Here is a 22,584-nt window from a genome sequence, read left to right as displayed (position 1 = left end):
GCGTGATCGCATTTTTCAGCGCCAATAAAAACTTCACTTTTTTATGTGCAACAAAATTATTTTTTTCAAATTACTTCATTTTTTAGACGAGAAAGTTAGCAGCTGAACAAACTACAGTCACTTTTGTTACAAAGAAATGAGGCTTTAAGATGAGTTAAAGGGGTTACTAAAAGAACCCTTTGAGTGTATCAATGAGTTGAACCAATATGGTTTTAGCGGAAAAAGCGAGAGCAGCAAGCTATTTGATTTGCGGACTCTTAGTACAACGAGCGAGGAGAATAAGGATTAGGGAAGGGAAATCTAATAGAAGAAAGAGCAATATAACAGGACAGAGGAAACCAGGTGCTATTAGCGCACCTGGTTGGGTTGATAGCGCGGCTGTGCAACAGAGCCCTGCATGTCTTCTTGCTCAATGGTTAAGCCTTCGCGGCGGCTTGGGCCTTGGAACCTAACCTTATAGGTGTCGTACTCTTTAATCGATTCAAAACAATAGGGACCAAGGGCATTTTCAAGTTCGGCTAAATTGTGATTGGTGATCAAAATACAGTTTTTCTTGTTTACCAAGCGTTGTCTTAGCAGGTTACCGAACCAGCTTTGTGCATTCTTCTTTAACACGCTTTCGTTTACACACACTTCATCAAGAATAAGCAGATCGACGTCTAGCAGTTCCTGATTGATCTCCCTGAAACGCTGACCTGCGTTGTCTGAAGCCCCAAAATCAAAGGAGAAATTGCGCATTTCAAGCAGTGTAGACAGTTGACGATAAAGCACTGAGATTTCGTACTGCTCTATAAGCTGATGGGCTATGGCGCCAGCGATATGAGATTTACCACGTCCGTAATCGCCGTAAAACAACATCATATGCGAGCCGCTTTGACGCCATGCAGGGTCGTCATGGGCAGCTATGAAAGACTGAGCAATTGATACGGCTTCAATCACATCGTCACTGTCTTCGACTAAGTTGGCGAAGGTCCATTTAGGATTCAGATCAGAACGGCCATGAATAGCTTCTACACGGGCTTTTTTACTGCGCTGCTGTAGTTGTGATACTTCTTCGTTCGCTTTCGCCTCGTACTGCTTGCGCAGCGTTTTATAGTCGATGTATTCACGATTGGGATCGACGTCTTTGTTGAGCGCTCTCGCTAAATTAGCAATTTTGTCGGTTATACGATCCATAACGAATTAACTCTTTTTAGTTGCGGCATACTTTTCCACCAGCTTTCTAGCATTATCATCTGCTTCTATGCCGGCTGCAACTTTCACTTGTTGCGTTCCCACCACTTTTGTTGGGGCGTAGCCTGAAGCGAGACGCTTACGCTTGATATTGTTGGCAAACTTTTGTGTCCATTGAAATTCGCTAAACACTGAACTTGGTCTTCCCAACCAATAGGCAATGAATTCACCCACTTCGTTGTCATCAAATGTTTTATCGATAATACCAAGTAGCGAGGCCATTTCTTCAAACAACGCCTTATTGGGCGTCCAGTTAGGGGTCATGGCGCTATGACGGGCGTGTAGTTGGTCGAAGTCTGACTGTGGCTCGCTTAGAAGCGGAAGAAGTAGGGTTTTCCCGTTGATTGTATGCTCAAGATCAAGTTCAAGAGGCAGAGCAACCAAACCTACTTGTTCAAGCTGCTTCACCAAGCTATTGATTTGACGACCGCGCTGATAAGGTTCGTCTTTGCTGTCGCCGTTTAGCAAGTTCAATAATTGCTTATAATCAATAGGCGCTGACGATGTCGTTGCTGAATTTGCACCTGTTCGAAGCCCAAGTAAATAAAGCACCCGGCAATCGTTAGATAGGGGAGATTGCAATGCTGCCAGTTCAGCTTGGGTAAGGTTGCTGTTCATCGCATCGGTTCCACGTGAAAGCGCTTTTTAAGCATTGGCCAGCTTTTCGTAAAACCATTCCACGGCGGCATCTTCAGGGATAGGGTGTTCAAGCACATCGATGTAAAGGGCATCAGTGATTAACGTACCACCTGCATTTTTAATACGTTTTTCCATTTCTTTTGCGCCGAAACAAAAGGTGTCGTAACTGGTGTCACCTAGCCCAATAACGTAGGCGTTTACTGCGCTTAAATCTGCGCCCTCTAACTGCTTTGCAAATGGCTGGATGTTGTCAGGCAATTCACCCGCACCATGTGTTGATGTGCACACGACCCACGTTGATTCTGTTTTAATTTCATCCAAATTTGGTTCAGCGTGAATAGTGTGGGTGTGCCCGCTCGCATCAAGTTTTTCTGCAATGGCATCTGCCACGTATTCTGCGGCGCCTAACATGGTGCCAACGATGATTTCAAAATGCTTGCTCATTATTGGGTTGCTTCTCTATTTACGATTGTCGTCTTAACGTAAGTGCGGCTTATCCGTTACGTTATTCACCATCTTACTTGTAACTTTATTGGTTGCGCTACTTACCAATACAGAACGATGAAAAAATCTTACCAAGTAGATCGTCTGACGTGAATTCACCGGTTATCTCACATAGTGCCTGGTGAGCCAAGCGCAATTCTTCAGCGAGTAATTCACCTGCCATAGCGTCATGCAGTTGTTGCTCGCCTGTGCTTACATAACTGTAGGCTTGGTCGAGTGCATCTATATGTCGTCTGCGCGCAATAAATTGACCTTCCGTTGTAGTGTCAAAGCCCATGGTTTTGGCCAGATGTGCTTTTAGCGTGTCGACGCCGCTACCTTCTTTGGCTGATAGATTAATGACTGAGATATCACCTTGCTCGGTGGCAACCGTGCTTTGTCCAATATCTAAGGTACTAAGGTCGGCCTTGTTGCGAACTACGGTAACGGGAATGCCTTGTGGCAATCGGGCCATAAATTCTGGCCATATTTCATAAGGGTCGATAACAGCGGTTGCGGTAGAGTCCACAACAAATAACACATGGTCAGCTTCATTGATAGCTTGCCACGCGCGCTCAATACCAATTTGTTCCACTTTATCTGGGCTTTCTCGAAGTCCAGCAGTGTCGATAATGTGCACCGGCATACCATCAATGTGTATATGCTCTTTAAGCACGTCTCGCGTGGTACCAGCGATATCAGTAACAATGGCGCTATCTCGTCCTGCTAGGGCGTTTAATAAGCTCGATTTACCGGCGTTAGGTCTCCCCGCAATCACCACCTGCATACCTTCGCGCAACAAGGTGCCTTGTTTAGCCTGTTCGCGCACTTTGGTTAAGCTTTGCATAATTGCGCTTAAGTCACCTGATACTTTCCCATCAGATAAGAAATCAATTTCTTCTTCAGGAAAATCGATGGCCGCCTCTACGTACATACGAAGATGCACGATTTGGTCAGATAACGTTTTAATTTGTGTAGAAAACTCACCCTGTAGCGAGCGCAACGCACTTTTGGCTGCCTGTTTAGAGCTTGCATCAATCAAGTCAGCAATCGCCTCTGCTTGAGCAAGGTCTAACTTATCATTTAAAAAGGCCTGTTCACTGAATTCACCTGGATTGGCAAGCCGGGCATGGCCCGTTGCAAGTACGGCATCAATCAGCATGTCCATGACAACTTGACCGCCATGGCCCTGCAGTTCAAGTACATCTTCACCGGTAAATGAATTAGGCCCTTTAAAAAACAGTGCTATGCCCTGGTCTATTACGATGTTGTTAGCATCAACAAACGGCGTATAGGTCGCAAGACGTGGTGTTAGTGCGCTTGGTACTAACGCCTCTGCGATAGCTTTAGCCTTAGGACCTGAAACACGTACAATACCTACGCCGCCACGACCGGGCGCTGTCGCTTGTGCGGTAATAGTGTCGGTAGAAAGGGTGAGTGATTCCATAATTAGTCGCGGAAGTTTTTAAATTGGAAAGGTTGGCCTAAGTTCGACTCTTTAACCAGCGAAATCACTTGCTGCAAATCATCACGCTTTTTACCTGTTACGCGAAGTTCTTCGCCTTGAATAGCCGTTTGCACTTTGATTTTGGCGTCTTTCACCAGCTTCACAATCTTCTTCGCCATCGGCTGTTCAATACCTTCTTTAAAGGTGATGGTCTGACGGTAAGTTCTTCCATGGGCATCGTAGGGTTTAACATCCATAGATGAAGTGTCGACGTTACGTTTAGACATCGCCGTTCTAAACATGCTTTCCATTTGCTGAAGTTGGAATTCAGCTTCGGCCTTCATGACCACGGTTTTATCTTTGTACTCAAAGCTCGCGTCAATACCGCGGAAGTCGAAACGCGTTGATAGCTCGCGGCTTGCGTTTTCAGTGGCGTTGCGTACTTCTTCCATGTTGATTTCAGAAACAATATCAAATGATGGCACAGGTTATTCCTCTTAAGACAAAACAGCCCGCATAGGCGGGCTGTATAATTCATTGATCAGCGTGCTATTTACTGCTGATGCCCCGCTTCTCCATTGAAGCATAAATCATTTTGGCTTGAACCAAGGTAATCACGTTACTAACTAGCCAGTATAGTACCAGACCTGCAGGGAACCACAGGAAGAATACACTCATTGCTACCGGCATCCATTGCATGATTTTCTGCTGCATTGGATCAGTAATGGTGGTTGGCTGAAGTTTTTGCAATAGATACATACTTGCGCCAGTTAGAATTGGCAGCACAAAGTATGGGTCTTTTGTAGACAGGTCAGTGATCCAAAGCACAAAGTCTGCATGGCGTAGTTCAACACTTTCCATTAGTACCCAATAAAGCGCAAGGAAGATTGGCATTTGCAGAAGAAGAGGTAAGCAACCGCCCATAGGGTTTACTTTCTCTTTGCGGTAAAGCTCCATCATAGCTTGAGACATTTTTTGTCTGTCATCGCCAAAACGGTCTTTTAGCTGCTGCATCTTAGGTGCTAAGTTGCGCATACGTGCCATTGATTCGTATTGCTTCTTAGTTAGCCAGTACATGGCGCCTTTCACTACAATAGTGATAAGGATAATTGCCACACCCCAGTTATTAACTAGGCTATGAAGGAATGTAAGAAGGGCGAATAGCGGCTGTGAAATCCAGAAAAGAATACCGTAATCCACTGTTAGGTCTAGGCCGCGCGCAATCTTCGCTAGGCTTTCTTGATCTTTAGGACCCATATAAAGGGTAGACGCAAGGGTTTTGGTTTCACCAGGCGCTACGCTCTCAGAGGGCGATAATACACCAATTACCGCGTACTGATTTTTCAGGTTACGAGAATAAAGCGTGTTCGTTTGCTCTTGTGAAGGTACCCATGCTGACACAAAATAATGTTCAAGCATGCCAACCCAACCCGCTTTCGTTGTTTCGCGAAGGGCTTCATCTTCTATCTCGTCAAACGAGTACTTTTGATAACGGTCATCTTCCGTTGAGTAAGCGGCACCACGGTACGTTGGCATAAACATGTTGCTGTCGTCTTCAAACTCCATCACTTGCTTAAGCTGCGCATACGGCTGAACCGTTGCTGCGCTGCCGGTGCCATTTTCAACGTTATAGCTAACGTTTACGTCGTACTGACCTTTAGTGAAAGTGAAAGTTTTAGTAATCGACAATCCTTGGTTGTTTTTCCACGTAAGAGGAATAACAAGAGTGTCGCCAGTCATTTCATAAAATTCACTTTGCGCATTATAAACAGGGCGGCCACTGCTGCTGGCATCTGGACCTTGAGCGCCGATAAGGCCACTTTGCGCCACATAAAGACCGTTGCCAGAGCGAAGTAGGCTATAAGGAATGTCAGAACCTTGTTCTACTGGAAACTTAAGTAAGTCTGCTGATACTACATCGCCGCCTAGCAAATCGATGCGTAAATCAAGCGTATCGGTTTTTACTTCAATAATGCGGTTAGAGCTTTGCGCCGCTGCGACAGGTTGTGCAGCAGGTACGCTATCACTACTTGGTACATCTTCGCTGCCATTGTCATTAAATGACGGTACGCCTTGTGATGTCTCTTGCGTTTGTTGTTGCTCAATAGGCACAACTGGCTGTGGCCCATAATCTTTTTGCCATGATTGCCAAAGCAAAAAGCTAACTAGCGCAAGGCCAATTATCAGAAAACTACGTTGCGATTCCATAGAGGTCTCTTTATTTTGAGTGTTTATCTTGTTGTTTTTCCGGCACTGGATCATATCCGCCGGCATGCAAAGGGTGGCATTTTAATATGCGTTTAATAGATAACCAACCGCCTTTTACTAATCCGTGCGTTTTTAATGCGTCTATAGCATACCAAGAACAAGAAGGATGGAAACGACATCGTTGCCCTAACATAGGAGAAATGAACCATTGATAGAATTTTATCAAGGCCAAAGGCACTGCAATTAAGAGTTGCCGCAACGCTTGTTTAATTTTTTCCATAGCTTGTCCAATGTAGCGAAAACTTCTTGGTTGCTAAGGTTGTCAGCTCCTGACTTGCCAATTACGATAATATCGACATTGGGTAAGTTGTGCTGTTTATGCCTAAAACTTTCTCTGACTAATCGTTTCAAACGATTTCTATCGTGAGCTTTACGGATACGTTTTTTCGCAAGCGTAATGCCTAAACGAGGAGTAGAGAGTGTATTTTTTCTGGCTAGAACAGTAAAAGAAGGGGATACAGCAGGGGTTGCGTTATCAAACACATAGGTAAAGTGGGTGGGAGTTAACAGACGTAACTCCCTTGAAAAATTATTCTCGCCCACTTTGGCGTCTTTCTAATTAAGCTGAAAGACGAGCGCGGCCTTTTGCACGGCGAGCTGCTAGTACTTTACGACCATTTTTAGTCGCCATACGAGCACGAAAACCGTGAGAACGCTTGCGCTTTAGATTGCTCGGTTGAAATGTTCTTTTCATGACCAAAGTCTCACTTATATTTAGTTAAACATAGGCGTTTTTGGTAACACATTATACTGTTGCCAGAACAATGTGGTGTTTTCACCAGAAAAGCCCATCGAAAAAGGACGCTGAATTCTAGAGATCTCGGGGCGTGCTGTCAATGCATATTCTCGCTTTTCGGATGAATAAGTGAACAATTTTTGCTTTTTTTAACCGATTGCTTAATCGATAACGCTGTTTTTGTACAAATCGTCTGTGAATAACGCATAAAGTTTGGTTAGGTTATCCACAATGGTTTGTGAAAAACGCAGGGTAAGCTTCAAATTGCAAGGTGATCTAGCGGTTTTTTAGTACAAATTTAGAATGAATTTTTCTTGCAATAGTTTGTTTTGATCTAAAAGAAAGGTTGTTTAAAATCAGTGTGTTAAATATCTGATCGAAAAGATCGATCTGGATCGCCATTTACATTTTGTTGATAACGTAAGATAATCCACAGCGATTAAAACGATAACTTAATTTCTCGCTGCTACCCAACACTTCCAACGCTATTTTTCTTCTAATGGCGCTTTTTAGTGCCTGCTTTTCTACGCTTGGCTTTTCTGGAGTTGGTTTTCTTAGCGAGTTACGGGAGCTAACTACGTACCATGTCCTTGTGGAACCAATGCCTTGAAAGATTGCGTCAAGAATTACCGACGCAGCAATTTAGTATGTGGATACGACCGCTTGTTTGTGAAGAGCAGGATGGTGTCGTAGCTTTATATGCTCCAAATCGTTTTGTTTTAGACTGGGTGAGAGATAAATACCTCAATAACATCACTGGGTTATTGAAAGAATTCGCTGGTAATGATGCCCCTCAGTTGCGTTTAGAAGTAATGAGCCGCCACAGCGTAAATCGTTCTCAACCTGCTGCTGGAAATACGTCAACGTCAGCACCTAGTCGGAACAACAATGGCAATCATAGCAGTAGTTCACCTTCTACTGACTCAGTATTTCAGGGAAGTAATGCAAGCTACGGTTCGCCGCGACCATTAAATGGTAATGGCCAGGCCCAGCCTTCATTAAATCAGTCTTCTTTATCTCAAAGTGATCATTTTCCGACTGACGCTAATAGTCGCGATCAGGGAAATTATAATGCGCAGACTAAGATGTCATCGTCTTATACGCAGCATAATGATCATCATGGGCAATTTTCGCAGAATAGAGATCGCAATGATCATAATCATTATGGTAATCAAAGTCCGCGATCATCAACGCCGCCTAAAGTGATACCGATCCCTGAAGCGATGAAGCACAAAAGCAATATTAACCCGACTTATCAGTTCGATAATTTTGTTGAAGGTAAATCTAACCAGCTTGCCCGTGCTGCTGCTACTCAGGTAGCAAATAACCCTGGTGGCTCTTATAACCCGCTGTTTATTTATGGTGGGACAGGTTTAGGTAAAACTCACTTATTACACGCAGTGGGTAATGGCATCGTAGCTAATAACGGTGACGCTAAAATTGTGTACATGCATTCAGAGCGCTTTGTACAGGATATGGTTAAGGCATTGCAAAATAACGCTATAGAAGACTTCAAGCGCTTTTATCGCAGTGTTGATGCACTACTTATCGATGACATCCAATTCTTTGCGAATAAAGAGCGTTCACAAGAAGAGTTCTTCCATACGTTCAATGCGCTCCTTGAAGGTAACCAACAAATCATCCTTACTTCTGATAGATATCCTAAAGAAATTGATGGGGTAGAGGATCGATTAAAGTCGCGCTTTGGTTGGGGTTTAACCATCGCTATCGAGCCACCTGAACTTGAGACTCGAGTTGCTATTTTAATGCGCAAAGCGGCAGAGAACCGGATTCACTTACCTAATGAAGTGGCGTTCTTTATCGCTAAACGCTTGCGTTCAAATGTACGTGAGCTTGAGGGCGCTCTTAACCGTGTTATTGCTAACGCTAACTTTACTGGTCGTCCTATTACCATTGATTTTGTCCGTGAAGCCCTTCGAGACCTCTTGGCGCTTCAAGAAAAATTGGTAACCGTTGATAATATTCAGAAAACTGTCGCAGATTATTATAAGATAAAAGTGGCTGATATTTTGTCTAAACGACGTAGCCGTAGTGTGGCGCGCCCTCGCCAAGTCGCGATGGCATTGGCCAAAGAGCTTACCAATCACAGTTTACCTGAGTTAGGAAATGCGTTTGGTGGTCGAGACCATACTACCGTTTTACACGCATGTAGAAAAATAGAGCAGCTAAGAGAAGAAAGTCATGATATAAAAGAGGACTATAAGAACCTCATTAGGACTTTGTCTTCCTAACACCACGACCTTAGAGGCGAGATAGCACTGCGATGAAATTTACTATAAGCCGCGAACAATTTTTACAACCCCTACAGTTGGTATCTGGTGCTGTAGAGCGTAGACATACATTGCCAATTCTTTCTAATGTTCTCATTAAAGTAAGTGAGGACGCACTTTGGCTTACTGGTACAGATTTAGAGGTGGAACTAATTTCTAGTGTGAAATTAGAAGGTGAGTTCACGGAAGGTGAGATTACCGTTCCTGCTAAAAAGCTGTTTGATATTATTCGCGGTATTTCTGAAGGAACAGATATTCATTTCTCGTTAGACGGCAGCAAAGCACTTATTCGTGCCGGTCGAGGTCGTTATACGCTTTCTACTTTATCTGCCAACGACTACCCAAATCTAGAAGACTGGGAAGGCGAAGTTGAGTTTGAATTATCGTGCAGTGATCTAAAGCGTCTTATCGATGCAACAAGCTTCTCAATGGCTCAGCAAGATGTGCGCTACTACTTAAATGGCATGTCACTTGAGACAGAAGAGAATGTTATTCGCACCGTAGCAACTGACGGCCATCGCCTTGCACTTTGTCGCTTAAATTATGAGACAGCATTGCCATCTCGTCAGGTGATTATTCCTCGTAAAGGCGTTTTGGAAATTTCTCGTCTTATTAGCGAAGATGATAAATCTCTTAAGGTGCAAATTGGCGCTAATCACCTTCGTATATTTTCAAATGATTTTATTTTCACCTCGAAGCTAGTTGATGGTAGGTTTCCTGATTATCGCCGTGTGTTACCTCAAAATGGTGACAAGGAAATAATTGCGAGTAAAGCTGTACTCAAAGAAGCATTTTCACGTGCGGCCATTCTATCTAACGAAAAGTTCAGAGGTGTACGATTAAACTTATCTTCTGGTGAGCTTAAAATAACGGCTAATAACCCAGAGCAAGAAGAAGCAGAAGAAATCGTTGATGTTCAATATCAAGGTGACGATTTAGAGATAGGCTTTAACGTTGCCTATCTTATTGACGTATTAAATGCGTTAGGGTCTGATGGTGTTAAAGTGAGCCTGTCAGATTCAAACGCCAGTGCGCTTATCGAAGATGATGCAGATGACGCCGCCTTATACGTAATTATGCCGATGCGACTGTAGTCATTACTACATTAAGTGTTTGCAGCGTCTCGTATTATCCACGTTATTTTGTTATTTAAATTATCAATTCAAGAAGCGATGAGTATTTATACTCATCGCTTCTTTTCTTTCATTAGTGTGACCTCATGAAACTGGACCGCGTCCAGATTACACAGTTTCGTAATCTTACTTCCGTATCACTTTCTCCTTCTCCATCTTTAACCATCATTAAAGGGGTAAACGGGAGTGGAAAATCCTCGTTGATTGAAGCACTTTATTACCTTGGTTTTGGACGCTCTTTTAGAACAAATAAACATAGTTCAGTAATTCAAAATGAAAAGGATACCTTCAGTGTTTTTGCTTCATGCAAAACCGAAGATGGGGAAGAGTTAAAACTAGGTTTCCAACGAAGTCGAAATGAGACTTTTACCTGTAGCATTAATGGCGAACATTCAAATAAATTGGCAGACTTAGTTAGTTTGGTACCTCTTCAACTTTTCACACCGCAGAGCACTGACCTTATAATTGGTTCGCCCTCAGAGCGTCGTCGATTTTGTGATTGGGGATTGTTTCACGTGGAACATAAGTTTCAATGGCTTGCGAATCAATATGGTAAATTTCTAAAACATAGAAATGCGTTATTGAAACAACAAGCAAATTTGAGTGCCCCTCAAAACCAATATTGGGAGACGCAGTTTGCTGAACTCGGTGAGTCTCTAACAACCACCCGACAAGTATATGTAGATAATCTTACTCCAATCTTCAAACAATATGCGCAAGAATTTCTTCCTAACTTCGATGTGGAATTAAGTTACTATAAAGGGTGGGAAAAAGATGTCGGTTTATCAGAAAGCCTAGTTAAAAAACGCGAGTATGATGGTAAAATAGGATATACGTCTTCTGGGCCCCATAAAGCCGATTTAAGGCTTAAAGTGAATGGGGTAAATGCCCAAGAGCTTTTATCGAGAGGGCAGCTTAGAATGGCTGTGGCAGCGCTTCAAATGTCACAAACTAAGCTATTTAACTCGGCAACGCAGCGCAAAAGTATATTTTTACTTGATGACGTAGGCGCTGAGTTAGATGCCGATAAAAGAGAACAATTTATTGATGGGTTGCTCAAAATGGATACGCAGGTATTCGTTACTGCAATAGAATCCACGCAACTCGCTTTTATACAAAAATACAACGAAAAGAAAATGTTTCACGTGGAACATGGAAGCGTGAAAGAGGAGTAAAAGCTAGTATGTCAGCAGAGAACAACTACGACTCGTCCAGTATTAAAGTACTTAAAGGATTAGATGCCGTAAGAAAGCGTCCTGGTATGTATATCGGTGATACTGATGATGGTACCGGATTACACCACATGGTTTTCGAGGTGGTCGATAACTCTATCGATGAAGCACTTGCTGGACATTGTTCTGAGATTACTGTGCTCATTCACAGCGATGGCTCAGTATCTGTGTCTGACGATGGACGTGGTATACCAACTGAATTGCACCCAGAAGAGGGGGTGTCTGCAGCTGAAGTTATCATGACGGTTCTTCATGCCGGCGGTAAGTTCGACGATAACTCTTATAAAGTATCGGGCGGTTTGCACGGTGTAGGTGTATCAGTAGTAAACGCACTTTCAAGCCGACTGAAGCTTCGTATTCGTCGCGGTGGTAAAGCGCATGAACAAGAATATCATCATGGTGTTCCACAAGCGCCACTAGCGGTAACTGGCGATACTGACAAAACGGGAACTATGATCCGTTTCTGGCCAAGTTCTGACACCTTCACAGATACGCTTTACCACTACGATATTCTTGCTAAACGTCTTCGTGAACTATCATTTTTGAACTCTGGTGTGTCTATTCGCTTGAAAGACGAACGCGATGGAAAAGAAGACCACTTCATGTACGAAGGTGGTATCAAAGCGTTCGTTGAGTACCTAAATGAAAAGAAAACACCTGTTCACCAGAAAGTGTTTCATTTCAGCAGTGAACAAGAAGACGGTATTGCGGTAGAAGTAGCGATGCAATGGAACGATAGTTTCCAAGAGAACGTGTTCTGTTTCACCAACAACATTCCTCAGCGCGATGGTGGTACTCACTTGGCCGGCTTCCGTGGAGCGTTGACGCGTACATTGAATAACTACATGGAAAAGGAAGGCCTGAACAAAAAGGCAAAAACGAATGCCAGTGGTGACGATGCGCGTGAAGGTCTAACCGCGGTTATTTCCGTTAAAGTACCAGATCCGAAATTCAGCTCACAGACAAAAGATAAGCTTGTATCTTCTGAAGTTCGTCCAGCAGTTGAGTCGGCAATGAATGAAAAGCTAGCAGAGTTTTTATTAGAAAACCCTGCAGAAAGTAAAATCATTGCGGGTAAGATTATTGATGCTGCTCGCGCTCGTGAAGCTGCACGAAAGGCCCGTGAAATGACACGCCGTAAAGGTGCGCTAGATTTGGCTGGCCTACCAGGTAAGCTAGCTGACTGTCAGGAAAAAGATCCTGCACTTAGTGAACTATACATAGTGGAGGGTGACTCTGCGGGCGGTTCAGCTAAGCAGGGTCGTAACCGTAAAAACCAAGCTATTCTTCCGCTTAAAGGTAAAATACTAAACGTTGAGAAAGCGCGTTTCGATAAGATGCTTTCTTCGCAGGAAGTTGCGACGCTTATCACTGCACTAGGTTGTGGTATTGGTCGTGACGAGTATGACCCTGAAAAACTACGCTATCACAGCATCATTATCATGACCGATGCTGACGTAGATGGTTCTCACATTCGTACACTGCTACTCACATTTTTCTATCGTCAAATGCCTGAAATCATTGAGCGTGGATATGTATATATTGCACAGCCACCGCTTTACAAAGTGAAGAAGGGTAAACAAGAGCAGTATCTTAAAGATGACGATGCGTTAACTAACTACCTAACATCAATTGCCATTGACGGTGCGTCTTTGCACACTAGCGATGAAGACCCAGGTATTAGTGGTGTAGGCCTAGAAAACCTTGTTAAGCAGTACCAATCGGTAGAGAAGATGATTGCACGTATGAAACGTCTTATGCCTGCATCTATCCTTTACAGAATGCTTTATACGCCTACGCTAAACCTTGAAGACCTTAAAGATGAGTCTGCACTAGAGCACGTTGCGAAACACTTCGTAGAGCAGCTTACAGAGCGCGAAAACGACGGCGCTACGTACCGTTATGAAATTCGCACTGATGCTGAACTTAGCGAGTACTACATTACAATCATCATGCGTATGCATGGTATCGATTATGAGTACATTATCGATCATGAGTTTATCGAGTCGTCTGAATACCAGCGCCTTAAAGAGCTGAATCTTGCTATCAATGACATGATGGGTAAAGACGCTTACATTCAGCGTGGTGAACGTAAACAGCCAGTTGAATCATTCAAAGAAGCCCTAGAATGGTTAATGAATGAAGCAAAACGTGGTCAATACATTCAGCGCTATAAAGGACTAGGTGAGATGAACCCAGAGCAATTATGGGAAACTACTATGGACCCAGAAAGCCGCCGTATGCTTCAAGTTACCATTGAAGATGCTATTGGTTGTGACCAGCTGTTCACTACATTGATGGGTGACCAAGTTGAGCCTCGCAGAGAATTCATCGAAGCTAACGCGCTTAAAGTGGAAAACTTAGACGTGTAGAGTTTTTACTATGTGGGATCTCATAATTGTTTCCAATTTGTCTCACATCGTTTCCATGAGTTCTCATAATTAATGCAAAAGGGCGCCTCATTGCGATGCGCCTTTTTTATAAACAAGGAAAAGACAAATAGATATATAGTTACGAGGCTAAGTAATCTAAGCAATTATATAACTGGGCGGTAGTTTTTTTCTTGAAGCGCAGAAACGAGATAATTTTCATCGCGCTGATTACTAAAATTGGAATGGCCGCTGGTGTAGATTTACAAAAAAGTATCATACTTTAACGACTGTAACTTATTGATTTTATTTAATCGCTACTTTTAGCAAATAATAAAAATATCATACCTTTGAAGTAACTGCTTAATGATAGTCCTGATTCAATCGTGCAGCAGCCTCCACGATGGCTAGTTTTAGCTCTTCTGAATACTCATCTTCATAAATCAGAGAGCTAATGATTTGATGAAGCAGAGCTTTACTCACAACATTGTCAGCGACCCATACGACGATGTTTTCCATTTCTTTGGCAAAGCGTTTTACCACATAATCAAAACCGTTTAATTCAAGAAAATAAGCGCCTAACACCAACGATGATCTTTTATTGCCATCATTAAAAGCATGGTTTTTATTAATGGAAAATACCAAGTGGGTCAGCTTGTCCTCCATTTCTGGATAATACCAGTCATTTTGTATGTGCTCTATAGGACTTGCTAACTGACCAATATCCTTGGTACCAGCTAGCCCACCAGAATGCTCTATAATCCAATCGTGAACGCTAATCGCATGCGCCACATCGAAATAGAAGAACTGTAAGCCTGTTTCTGTAGAGTCGCTCATAGCTACATTCCTTTGCTTATCGATCTTTCAAGCGTTTGAGTACAGCTAATGTTTCCGGATCACTCAATTGCTCTTCCAAAGAACGGCTCTTCTCACCCAAGAAACGATCAAAGTCAGCTTCGGGTACAGATTGAATATAAGCTTCCAGCTTTTCGTGCAAGGCATCACGGAAGCACAAATCGCGGCTGGCCATTTTAGTTCTGGCATCCAAAATCAGCGGTTTGAACAGAGGGTGACTTTCAAAACTCGCAAACAGGCTCTCCGCCTCTTTCTGCGAAAGTTTACGGCCTAAATTATTGCTGGCTTGCTCTAGTTCATGAGCAATACCTGATTCGTAACTGGCAATCAGATTAAGTACTTCTGAATACAGCGTCTCACGGATGTTGGTTTTCGTTGCTAGGTTTAACACCTTTTTATATTCAGTCGCGTCTTCATGGAAAATGCTTTGGTATATCAAGTTCGTAAAGCGTGCATAAGTCCATTTATTGACCTCTACATACTTATCCAAAGCATCAGTGAACTGGCGGCGGTGGTTTTCTTCTTGCAGAGCAGAGACAAGATAGTTCTCATCACGCTGATTAATAAACTTGGTGTGACCCCCAGCACGCTCAGCCATTACATCCAAGACAATATCCAGCAGGCGCGAGCGTAGTATGCGAGCCGGTTCACTTTCGGTTAGGAGCATGCCGATATTAAGCACTGCACGAAAACTGAACACACCCAATACACTCGTTTTGGTACCATAATTAATTACGGTACCATCAAGTGACTCTTTGAATTCTTTAAGCTTTTTCCCTCGAAGCAAGGTGTAACCATTAACTTTTAACTCGTCAGCATGGCTAACAAGGTACTTCTCAATGGTACTCTCGCTTACATCATACAAGGCAACCACCTGTGCTTTGGTGAATACGGTCTCACCTTCAAAGTTCACACCACCCAAACCCAAGTGCTGCTCGGCTTGTTGCAGGGCGTAGCGGTTGTTAAGGATATTTTGGCGGTCATGGGATGATGCGGTTAGGTCCTTAGCCATTTACAGCTCCTTTTGCCCATTTCGTTAAAGCCTCTCGAAATAACAACAAATCAGTCCACTGTTCAAAATGCCGCAATAATCCATAGATGGCATAGCTACTATAGGTTTTACCCATATTATTAAGGCCGCAGATTACTGTTAAATCACCCAGCTCAACGGTGCCGTTATCAATACCGCCCAAGTGTGCAAAGTTAAATTTCATGTTGCCTCCTGATTAAGCGGTGTGGTGTTATTTTAAACATTTAGCTCGCCTCTCCAACGGTGACTTGGCCGTTCATTAGCATGGGGAGAAGCCAGTCACGGAGCGACTCCAACCTAACATTTTCTTTAAGCAGAGTTTGCTTCTGTTGTTCAAGTGAAGCCACGAAATCAAAAAATTGCTTAGCTAAACCCAGCGGAGGAATAGGTACTTGGTGCTTAGTTACAAATGAGTCAAATAATAAGTTTTTAATTCCGCTTGTTTTCCCTTCCCATCCAAACAATACACCATTGTCATATAGGTCGTTCCAAAGGTAAGCAAAACAATAGAATAAGTCTTTATTACGCAGGGATATTGCTTTACAAAAATTTGAGCAAATTAATGGATGGGTAAACCGATCCAACACATCATCAGTTATATAAGCTATTCGCCCTGTAGACTGAGTCGGACTACCGCCAGATATTTCGATTACATAATCGAATGGAGCTAGGAGCTTATGGTCATTTTTTTGAAGAATGTATCGATTCGGCGCGTTAATTTTGCCGTTACCATTCAAACCATTGATATCCGCCCCTCTTATACAATCAACTTGAAGAGTATAGTTTCCTTCTGGTTCTTCCTTCCCCCAATCTCCAGTTTTGTCTGACTTTATCAAGCTTGCTAAAGTATCAACTTCCCACCCCAGCGGTATTTCCCGCTTTAGGGTTGGGTTGTAGACCATTTTTCCACCGGCGGTTTTGTAGGGTTTGCCCTGACCTTGTGGAGAGTCGTCGGGGAAGTCGAACTGTACAAACCAGTAGTCGTACAGGGTTTTGGCCATGGTTTCCAGTTCGGCGTTGATACGGTTGTTGAGTTCGATTTTTTTGTCTAAGTGACTTAGTAATCTACCAATCTGTATCTGATAATCTTTTTCAGGCAACTCAAATTCAAGTGCTTTTATCACACTTAAAGGGGGAAAGTTGGGGATAGTAGAATCGCCCTTTTTTCCAACAATCATGTTTACGATAAGCGCTTTAAATAAATAATAGAAATAGTTATCGTCAACTTTTTCTGAATCTAATCTTATCCTGAGAAGAGCTTGGTTAATCACCCCTTTTTCTATGTTCTCGCTAAGTTGATGAATAGCACCGTAATTAACTCCCGAACAAGAAACTAAAAAATCTTTTGGCTTTACTTCAAATCTATACATTTTCTTTTTAAAGTAATCATTCGAGATGTAGTATCTACCAATACTTTCATCGTTGTTAAGCACAACACCTTGCTCATATACTTTATATGTATCACACGACTTCTCGACAAAAATATCCTTTTTTAGATCACCCCCAAAAGGCCCTCGTAGAAAACCATCTTTCTGTTTTACAATATCTTGGAATCGAACTTTACTCATACTTCAACCCCGCCAACTGCTTTTTAATCTCCGCTCCTAATTCACGCGATTGGTTAAACAAGCTATCTAAATTACTGGTAAAGACCTGCATCTTTTCCGCAAACTGCTCTGGGGTAATATCCACATACTCGATTTTGACGTCGAAGTACTGGCCCGCACTTAATGAGTAATTTTTGGCTTCGATGTCGCTATAACTCACGGCAACGGAGAAGTCCTCCACCGTTTCCTTAGCGTTAAATACATCAATAATTTGTTGCTCTTCTGCTGGCGTTAGTACAGTTTTTTGGTTTTTGCCGTCTTTGACTTTCTCGCCCAAGTTTGAGGCGTCCACCAGTACCACATCGCCATCGTTGCTGGCGTCGATAAACAGAATAGATACGTTAGTACCTGTGGTGGCGAAGATATTTGATGGCATGGAAACTACGCCCGCCAGCATTTTGTTTTTGACCAAATGCTCACGGATCTTTTTGTCGATACCGGATTGTGCGGTGATAAAACCTGTGGGCACAACGACTGCGGCTTTACCGCCCGGTTTAAGTGAAGCAATAATGTGCTGCAAGAACAATTGGTAGATTTCCATCTTGTCCTTAGCTTTGGCTTTGATTTTGGGAATACCGGCAAAAAAGCGTTCTTTATTTTCTTTGCTGTCCAGCTCATCTCTAAAGTCACTGAAGTCGAGCTTAAACGGCGGGTTAGAAACAATGTAATCAAAGCGTTTTAACTCTTTGCCGTCTTTATGGTAAGGGTGTTGCACGGTATTGCCTTGGATCACATTCGGAATTGAGTGCACCAAATTATTTAAGATCAGGTTTAATCGCAGTAGATTGGATGACTTTTGTGAAATGTCCTGGGTGTAAATGCTACAGCGGTTTTCACCAATGGCGTGCGCCACGTTCATTAACAAGGTACCTGAACCTGCCGATGGATCGTAACAGGCCACGTTACGTACTATACCACGTTGCTCTTTCGGCACTAAAATTTCCGCCATAATGCGTGCTACCGCATGAGGGGTAAAATACTCGGCGTATTTGCCGCCGGAGTTGCTGTTGTAGTCTTTGATCAGGTATTCAAAAATGGTGGCGTAGAAGTCGAATTTTTGCGTGAAAATTCGCTCAAAGCTGAACTCCACCAGTTTGTTGATAATGGCGCGACAAAAAGCATCGCGTTTGGAATCGTCAGCGATGTATTGGCTAACGCGGTCGAACAGCACCACTTTTGCTCCGCCATCGGTTTTTACAGCGAATACATCGTTATTAGTGATGGCAATGTCGATTAAGGTGTCATCAAATAGTTTGGCAAAATCCGGCGCGTTTTGTTGGCTAAACAGGTAACTGATAAAGTGCTGTGGTTTTAGCCGTGCGGTATCCCCGCCCATTTGCAGTTGCAGCATGTCGAGGTCGTCTTCACCCATGGCTGCCAGCGCTTCTTCCCACTTGTCCGCCTTGGAGATGTTGTCATCGAGCTTTTTAGCTTCAAAGGCAAATTTGTCGTTTAAAAACTTATACAAAAACGTTTGGGTAATGATTTTAAATTCGTTACCGTCGTTACCTAAACCATAGTTGGCACAGATGCTTTTTAAGCTATCAATCAGGGTTTTGGTTTTTTGCTGAAATTCTAATTCAACCATTTGGTTATTACTTCCTAATCAGTTTTACTCGCATTACCACGCTTGGCTGCCAGTATTAAATTCTTTTAAATATTCGGCGACGATAAGGTGATTAATGTATCGTGAGGCGTCGGCGTTGAGTTTGATGTTTTGTTCTTTCATAAAGCGGCCAATCACCAGCGGCATCATTTGCCGTTCAAAGTAGCTTTCGTTATCCAATACTTGGTTGTTGTTGAGCACTTGCTCGTCGGCGTCTTGTTTTACGCCTGCCAATGCTTCGAATATTTTCCGTTCAGATTCGCTGATGTCGTTTTGGCTTTGTTGGCGCTCTTGCAGGCGTTTGTGAATACGTGTGTATTTGGCATCGCCTAAGTATTTTTGCCGCAGTTGGTTGTTTTGGCGGTTGAGCTCTTTCACGCGGTCATGAATTTTATTCAGCGCGTCTATGTTGGCCACCATTTCATCTTGAGTTACTTCGCTTAAGTTTTTCTTCTTAAACAGCCGCTCTAGCTCTTCTTTTAAGCTAATAAACAGCGGGTCTTGCTGATCAAAATTGCTGGCCAAGGCTTCACGAGTTTGGCGCAGGGTGTTTTTCAGTTTGTCGGCCAGTACCAGTTCTTCTTCGCCGATTTTTAAAAACTTGAATATCACCTCTTCTAATGCGCGGTTGAGCAGGTTACTGGTGTCTTCACCGCTTTCTAAGTCGTTTTTAAGATTGAGTAAGTCCAAGTGATTACTGGTTTCACGGTAAAGCACGTTGAGCTTGGCAAAATCCAACTCATCAAGAAAGTCATACTCGCCTTGCAACCGGACCAAGTTATACAAGCTGCGAGCATCGGCTAGGGCTTTCTTTAGCGCCAGTACGGTGTCGCGATCTTGTATTTGGCTAATTTGGTTGCAGAACTCTTCCATGTTGTCGGTATCAAAACGGAACAGTACGTCTTTGATATGCTCGATTTCTTGTTTGATCTCTTCCTGAGATTTAAACAGGTGTGAGTAGTGCTCCATCTCATCGCCAAGCTCCGCCTGTAATTCATCGAAATAGGCTTTGTTTGTGGCATCGAACTCTTTACGAATATCAGCAAAATCGACCACATAACCGTAGCGGAAGTCTTTGTAAGTACGGTTCACTCGAGTCAGTGCTTGTAGCAAGTTGTGTTTGCGGATCACCCGACCAAGGTAGAGCTTTTTCAGGCGCTTGGCGTCAAAGCCAGTGAGCAGCATGTTGTAAACAAATAAAAAGTCGATTTTGCCTGCTTTAAAATCTTCTACCCAGTTTTTGCGTTCTTCTTTGGTGCCGATGTCGTGCAGAATCAAGGCGGCGCTTTTTACTTTTTTTGCTTGTTTAACAGATTCCGAATAAGCCGTTGGCATTGGTTCGGAAGCTTCTAGAACTTCGGATTTTGAGCTAGTTGTTTTCGGCAGAATAGGCGTATCCGCATAAACACCACTGAAAATTTCAAACATATGCTTGGCTTGGTCTGAGCTGTCACAAATAACCATGCCACCAATCGTTGCATCGTTTAATGCGCCACGGCTTTTTTCAAAATCACTGACAATGTAAGCCAGCATTGGCTCAACAAAGCTTGGGTGGGCGTAAATCAGCTTGCGATCCACATCGCCCATTTTCACTTCGGCTTCTTCGAGGGCTTTTTGCAGTTCAATCTTGTATTGTGTGCTGATCTCCTCACGAATGAGCCGCAAGGTGTAGCCGTCGGCAATGGACGCGTTGTAATAGTACTTGTGAATGTAATCACCAAACAAGGCGCGTGAGTTGTAGTCATCCCCCAATAGCGGCGTACCGGTTAAGCCTATTTTTATGGCGTTGCTGTCTGACTGGCTCAAGTTGGCCAAAAAACTGCCCTTGGGGTTATAGCTGCGGTGTACTTCGTCTAAAAAGTACACGCGCTGTATAGTTACGTCATAGTCTTTGGTGCTAACTACATCAGGGTCATCTTTAAACTTTTGAATATTCACCACAGTGATTTCTGGCTTGCCAGAATGGTTATGGATCACCTGTGTGGCTTTGATGTCACGGGTAAAGGCATCCCGTGAGTTGATGGTGTGTACGGTTAAAGCACGGGCGGTAAATTCGCGTTGCGCTTGTTGCAATAGGTCTAGGCGGTCAACAATAAAGTAAAACTTTGGAATGACCTGTTGCTTTTGGAAGTAGTCGGTTAAAAAGCGTACGTTGTAAAACGTTAGGGCGGTTTTTCCACTGCCTTGGGTGTGCCAAATTATGCCTTTTTTAACGCCGTCGCTGAGCTTGCGCTCAATGGCTTTGGTGGCAAACAACTGAGGGTAACGCATGATGTGTTTTTGTAGCCCGTCTGACTCGGACACATACGCTAATGCGTAACGCAAAATAAAGGCTAAGCGTTCACGACTGAGTAAAGAGGTACAAATGCGGTTAGTTGGGCGCTCGGGTTGCTTGTTGGTTTGGAACTCTGGATTACTGTGGATCACTTCCAGATTATTGTCTTTTAAGACTTTTAGCTCGTCATCATCCGATACGGGCTTCAGCAAGGCGGTTAAGTTTAAGATTTCTTCTTCGCGGAAATAATTAAATACCGGCTTATGGTAGGAACTGCTGGCATAGAATGCACCTTGTACAGGTTCTGGATCGCCGTCGTCGTACTCCATGTTATTGGAGAAAATCATAAACTGGGTGATGTTGGCAAAACGTTTGAATTTAGAGTTTTGAAAGCGTTTATTGATGCGGTCACGCTCAGCCAAAATACCTTCGCGGTTATTGGGCTTTTTCACCTCAATAAACACCAGCGGCATGCCATTGATAAGCAGCGTGATGTCTGGGCGGAATTCTTCATCGCCGTTTTGACACGTTAGCTCGGTAACAACATGGAAGTTGTTGTTATTGAAGTTTTCAAAGTCGATCAGCTTGGTATTTGAACGCTCTGACAAGCGCTCAAAGAAGGCTTTGCCTAGGTCTTCGTTATCAAGTAATAGTTTGACATCTTCAAGCAAACGACCGGCTTCAGCATCTTCAATACCAGGGTTAATTTTTCCGATAGCGGTTTTGAATACGTCAGGGAAGATATTAGTGTCGAGGTCCCAGCTTTGCCCCTTGAGTGATAGATATTGGTAGCCGAGGCGCATTAAATGCAAAATAGCTGGAATTTTTACGCGAGAATCTTCATTAAATTTCATAACATTCCTTGTTTATTGTGGTGTCATCTCAAGTAAGTCACCAACCTGGCATTCAAACAGCTGACAAAGTTTTTCGATCGCACCCAAATCTACTTTCTGGGCAGTTTCTTTGTACAGTAACGTGACTGTTGCGCGGCTTAACCCTGTTTCTCTGGCTACATCGGCAATACGCATCTTGTGCTCGCCCATCATTCGGGCGAGGTGACAGCGGATCATGGCTCTGCCTCTGTTGTGTTGGTTGTACATTACCAAAGAGCATATCACGATTTTAATATTTAATTAGCATCTTGTGAGTTGAAGTTACATTATGCACGGTTGGCTATCAGAATAGCCTCGATGTTTCATAACAAACATATCATCATCTTGAAAAAAATTAGTGTGTATATTTTTTTGCTAACGAAATGTCTTTTTTAGCTTAACCGGTAACGTGTTTTAAAAATCGATACTGTTGTCGTTTTATCTCGCTTGCGAATGAATTGCAGTAGCGGAGCGGTCTGTAGTCAACATTGTATTAACTGCGACAACT

The 22,584-nt window shown here is 43.2% G+C and carries 20 protein-coding genes; 4 read left to right on the top strand and 16 right to left on the bottom strand.

The features are described 5' to 3' along the window. Positions 1–348 precede the first annotated feature (348 nt). The 9 genes from E5672_RS11945 to rpmH all read right to left on the bottom strand — a co-directional run bounded on the left by E5672_RS11945 (position 349) and on the right by rpmH (position 6,764). Positions 349–1,176: an ATP-binding protein gene (locus tag E5672_RS11945; protein WP_014977842.1), complete on the bottom strand. Its 828-nt coding sequence runs from the start codon at positions 1,174–1,176 to the stop codon at positions 349–351. Positions 1,177–1,182: 6 nt separating this feature from the next. Continuing rightward, on the bottom strand, positions 1,183–1,851 hold the full coding sequence (locus tag E5672_RS11940) for a DnaT-like ssDNA-binding domain-containing protein (RefSeq protein WP_015000151.1): 669 nt from the start codon (positions 1,849–1,851) through the stop codon (positions 1,183–1,185). 27 nt (positions 1,852–1,878) lie between these two features. After that, the gene (mioC, locus tag E5672_RS11935) at positions 1,879–2,316 is read right to left on the bottom strand and encodes an FMN-binding protein MioC (RefSeq protein WP_136782402.1); all 438 of its coding nucleotides are present in this window, start codon (positions 2,314–2,316) and stop codon (positions 1,879–1,881) included. Positions 2,317–2,413: 97 nt separating this feature from the next. Beyond that, complete coding sequence (gene mnmE, locus E5672_RS11930) at positions 2,414–3,802, bottom strand: tRNA uridine-5-carboxymethylaminomethyl(34) synthesis GTPase MnmE (RefSeq protein WP_136782401.1); 1,389 nt, start codon at positions 3,800–3,802, stop codon at positions 2,414–2,416. Positions 3,803–3,804: 2 nt separating this feature from the next. Further along, the gene (locus E5672_RS11925; RefSeq protein WP_014977844.1) at positions 3,805–4,287 is read right to left on the bottom strand and encodes a YajQ family cyclic di-GMP-binding protein; all 483 of its coding nucleotides are present in this window, start codon (positions 4,285–4,287) and stop codon (positions 3,805–3,807) included. 64 nt (positions 4,288–4,351) lie between these two features. Continuing rightward, positions 4,352–6,010 carry a membrane protein insertase YidC gene (gene yidC, locus E5672_RS11920; protein WP_136782400.1) on the bottom strand — a complete coding sequence of 553 codons (1,659 nt, stop codon included), beginning with the start codon at positions 6,008–6,010 and terminating at the stop codon, positions 4,352–4,354. A gap of 10 nt (positions 6,011–6,020) precedes the next feature. Beyond that, positions 6,021–6,269: a membrane protein insertion efficiency factor YidD gene (gene yidD, locus E5672_RS11915; RefSeq protein WP_014951464.1), complete on the bottom strand. Its 249-nt coding sequence runs from the start codon at positions 6,267–6,269 to the stop codon at positions 6,021–6,023. After that, a complete protein-coding gene (rnpA, locus tag E5672_RS11910) occupies positions 6,254–6,613 on the bottom strand; it encodes a ribonuclease P protein component (protein ID WP_015000154.1) in 360 nt (119 codons plus the stop codon). The genes yidD and rnpA overlap by 16 nt, the downstream gene beginning before the upstream one ends. Positions 6,614–6,629: 16 nt before the next feature. Continuing rightward, complete coding sequence (rpmH, locus tag E5672_RS11905; protein WP_014290886.1) at positions 6,630–6,764, bottom strand: 50S ribosomal protein L34; 135 nt, start codon at positions 6,762–6,764, stop codon at positions 6,630–6,632. A gap of 626 nt (positions 6,765–7,390) precedes the next feature. Between rpmH and dnaA the strand changes: the two genes are divergently transcribed. The 4 genes from dnaA to gyrB all read left to right on the top strand — a co-directional run bounded on the left by dnaA (position 7,391) and on the right by gyrB (position 13,834). Next, on the top strand, positions 7,391–9,058 hold the full coding sequence (gene dnaA / locus E5672_RS11900) for a chromosomal replication initiator protein DnaA (RefSeq protein WP_136782399.1): 1,668 nt from the start codon (positions 7,391–7,393) through the stop codon (positions 9,056–9,058). A 32-nt stretch (positions 9,059–9,090) separates the two neighbouring features. Beyond that, positions 9,091–10,191 (top strand): DNA polymerase III subunit beta, encoded by a 1,101-nt coding sequence (dnaN, locus tag E5672_RS11895; protein WP_136782398.1) that lies wholly within the window; start codon positions 9,091–9,093, stop codon positions 10,189–10,191. 125 nt (positions 10,192–10,316) lie between these two features. After that, positions 10,317–11,405 carry a DNA replication/repair protein RecF gene (gene recF, locus E5672_RS11890; RefSeq protein ID WP_136782397.1) on the top strand — a complete coding sequence of 363 codons (1,089 nt, stop codon included), beginning with the start codon at positions 10,317–10,319 and terminating at the stop codon, positions 11,403–11,405. A gap of 8 nt (positions 11,406–11,413) precedes the next feature. Further along, positions 11,414–13,834, top strand: coding sequence for a DNA topoisomerase (ATP-hydrolyzing) subunit B (gene gyrB / locus E5672_RS11885; protein ID WP_101563204.1), 2,421 nt, complete (start codon positions 11,414–11,416; stop codon positions 13,832–13,834). Positions 13,835–14,194: 360 nt separating this feature from the next. Here gyrB and E5672_RS11880 read toward each other — a convergent pair whose 3' ends face one another. From E5672_RS11880 to E5672_RS11850, 7 genes are read right to left on the bottom strand one after another with little or no spacing between them, the layout of a single operon-like run. Continuing rightward, on the bottom strand, positions 14,195–14,668 hold the full coding sequence (locus E5672_RS11880) for a type II toxin-antitoxin system death-on-curing family toxin (RefSeq protein WP_136782396.1): 474 nt from the start codon (positions 14,666–14,668) through the stop codon (positions 14,195–14,197). Positions 14,669–14,684: 16 nt separating this feature from the next. Continuing rightward, positions 14,685–15,698 carry a DNA-binding protein gene (locus E5672_RS11875; RefSeq protein WP_136782395.1) on the bottom strand — a complete coding sequence of 338 codons (1,014 nt, stop codon included), beginning with the start codon at positions 15,696–15,698 and terminating at the stop codon, positions 14,685–14,687. Next, positions 15,691–15,900, bottom strand: a complete 210-nt coding sequence (locus E5672_RS11870) for a hypothetical protein (RefSeq protein WP_136782394.1) — start codon at positions 15,898–15,900, stop codon at positions 15,691–15,693. Before E5672_RS11870 ends, E5672_RS11875 begins: the two co-directional genes overlap by 8 nt. Before the next feature lie 40 nt (positions 15,901–15,940). Beyond that, the gene (locus E5672_RS11865) at positions 15,941–17,284 is read right to left on the bottom strand and encodes a restriction endonuclease subunit S (protein WP_136782393.1); all 1,344 of its coding nucleotides are present in this window, start codon (positions 17,282–17,284) and stop codon (positions 15,941–15,943) included. After that, positions 17,277–18,911, bottom strand: coding sequence for an HsdM family class I SAM-dependent methyltransferase (locus E5672_RS11860; protein ID WP_136782392.1), 1,635 nt, complete (start codon positions 18,909–18,911; stop codon positions 17,277–17,279). Before E5672_RS11860 ends, E5672_RS11865 begins: the two co-directional genes overlap by 8 nt. A 33-nt stretch (positions 18,912–18,944) precedes the next feature. Further along, entirely contained in the window at positions 18,945–22,058 is a 3,114-nt protein-coding gene (locus tag E5672_RS11855) for a type I restriction endonuclease subunit R (RefSeq protein WP_136782391.1), read from the bottom strand. 12 nt (positions 22,059–22,070) lie between these two features. Then, positions 22,071–22,274 carry a helix-turn-helix domain-containing protein gene (locus E5672_RS11850; protein ID WP_136782390.1) on the bottom strand — a complete coding sequence of 68 codons (204 nt, stop codon included), beginning with the start codon at positions 22,272–22,274 and terminating at the stop codon, positions 22,071–22,073. Positions 22,275–22,584: the final 310 nt, after the last annotated feature.

The organism is Alteromonas portus, assembly GCF_005117025.1.
Lineage (GTDB): Bacteria > Pseudomonadota > Gammaproteobacteria > Enterobacterales > Alteromonadaceae > Alteromonas > Alteromonas portus.
Note: the sequence above shows the minus strand (reverse complement) of the source record. Positions and strands in the feature narration are given on the sequence as shown.

Coding starts and splice junctions, on each gene's coding strand:
- dnaN (WP_136782398.1), top strand. CDS start 9,091: ATGAAATTTACTATAAGCCGCGAACAATTTTTACAACCCCTACAGTTG.
- recF (WP_136782397.1), top strand. CDS start 10,317: ATGAAACTGGACCGCGTCCAGATTACACAGTTTCGTAATCTTACTTCC.
- dnaA (WP_136782399.1), top strand. CDS start 7,391: ATGTCCTTGTGGAACCAATGCCTTGAAAGATTGCGTCAAGAATTACCG.
- E5672_RS11850 (WP_136782390.1), bottom strand. CDS start 22,274: ATGATCCGCTGTCACCTCGCCCGAATGATGGGCGAGCACAAGATGCGT.
- E5672_RS11875 (WP_136782395.1), bottom strand. CDS start 15,698: ATGGCTAAGGACCTAACCGCATCATCCCATGACCGCCAAAATATCCTT.
- mnmE (WP_136782401.1), bottom strand. CDS start 3,802: ATGGAATCACTCACCCTTTCTACCGACACTATTACCGCACAAGCGACA.
- E5672_RS11855 (WP_136782391.1), bottom strand. CDS start 22,058: ATGAAATTTAATGAAGATTCTCGCGTAAAAATTCCAGCTATTTTGCAT.
- mioC (WP_136782402.1), bottom strand. CDS start 2,316: ATGAGCAAGCATTTTGAAATCATCGTTGGCACCATGTTAGGCGCCGCA.
- rpmH (WP_014290886.1), bottom strand. CDS start 6,764: ATGAAAAGAACATTTCAACCGAGCAATCTAAAGCGCAAGCGTTCTCAC.
- E5672_RS11870 (WP_136782394.1), bottom strand. CDS start 15,900: ATGAAATTTAACTTTGCACACTTGGGCGGTATTGATAACGGCACCGTT.
- E5672_RS11945 (WP_014977842.1), bottom strand. CDS start 1,176: ATGGATCGTATAACCGACAAAATTGCTAATTTAGCGAGAGCGCTCAAC.
- E5672_RS11860 (WP_136782392.1), bottom strand. CDS start 18,911: ATGGTTGAATTAGAATTTCAGCAAAAAACCAAAACCCTGATTGATAGC.
- E5672_RS11940 (WP_015000151.1), bottom strand. CDS start 1,851: ATGAACAGCAACCTTACCCAAGCTGAACTGGCAGCATTGCAATCTCCC.
- gyrB (WP_101563204.1), top strand. CDS start 11,414: ATGTCAGCAGAGAACAACTACGACTCGTCCAGTATTAAAGTACTTAAA.
- yidC (WP_136782400.1), bottom strand. CDS start 6,010: ATGGAATCGCAACGTAGTTTTCTGATAATTGGCCTTGCGCTAGTTAGC.
- E5672_RS11880 (WP_136782396.1), bottom strand. CDS start 14,668: ATGAGCGACTCTACAGAAACAGGCTTACAGTTCTTCTATTTCGATGTG.
- E5672_RS11865 (WP_136782393.1), bottom strand. CDS start 17,284: ATGAGTAAAGTTCGATTCCAAGATATTGTAAAACAGAAAGATGGTTTT.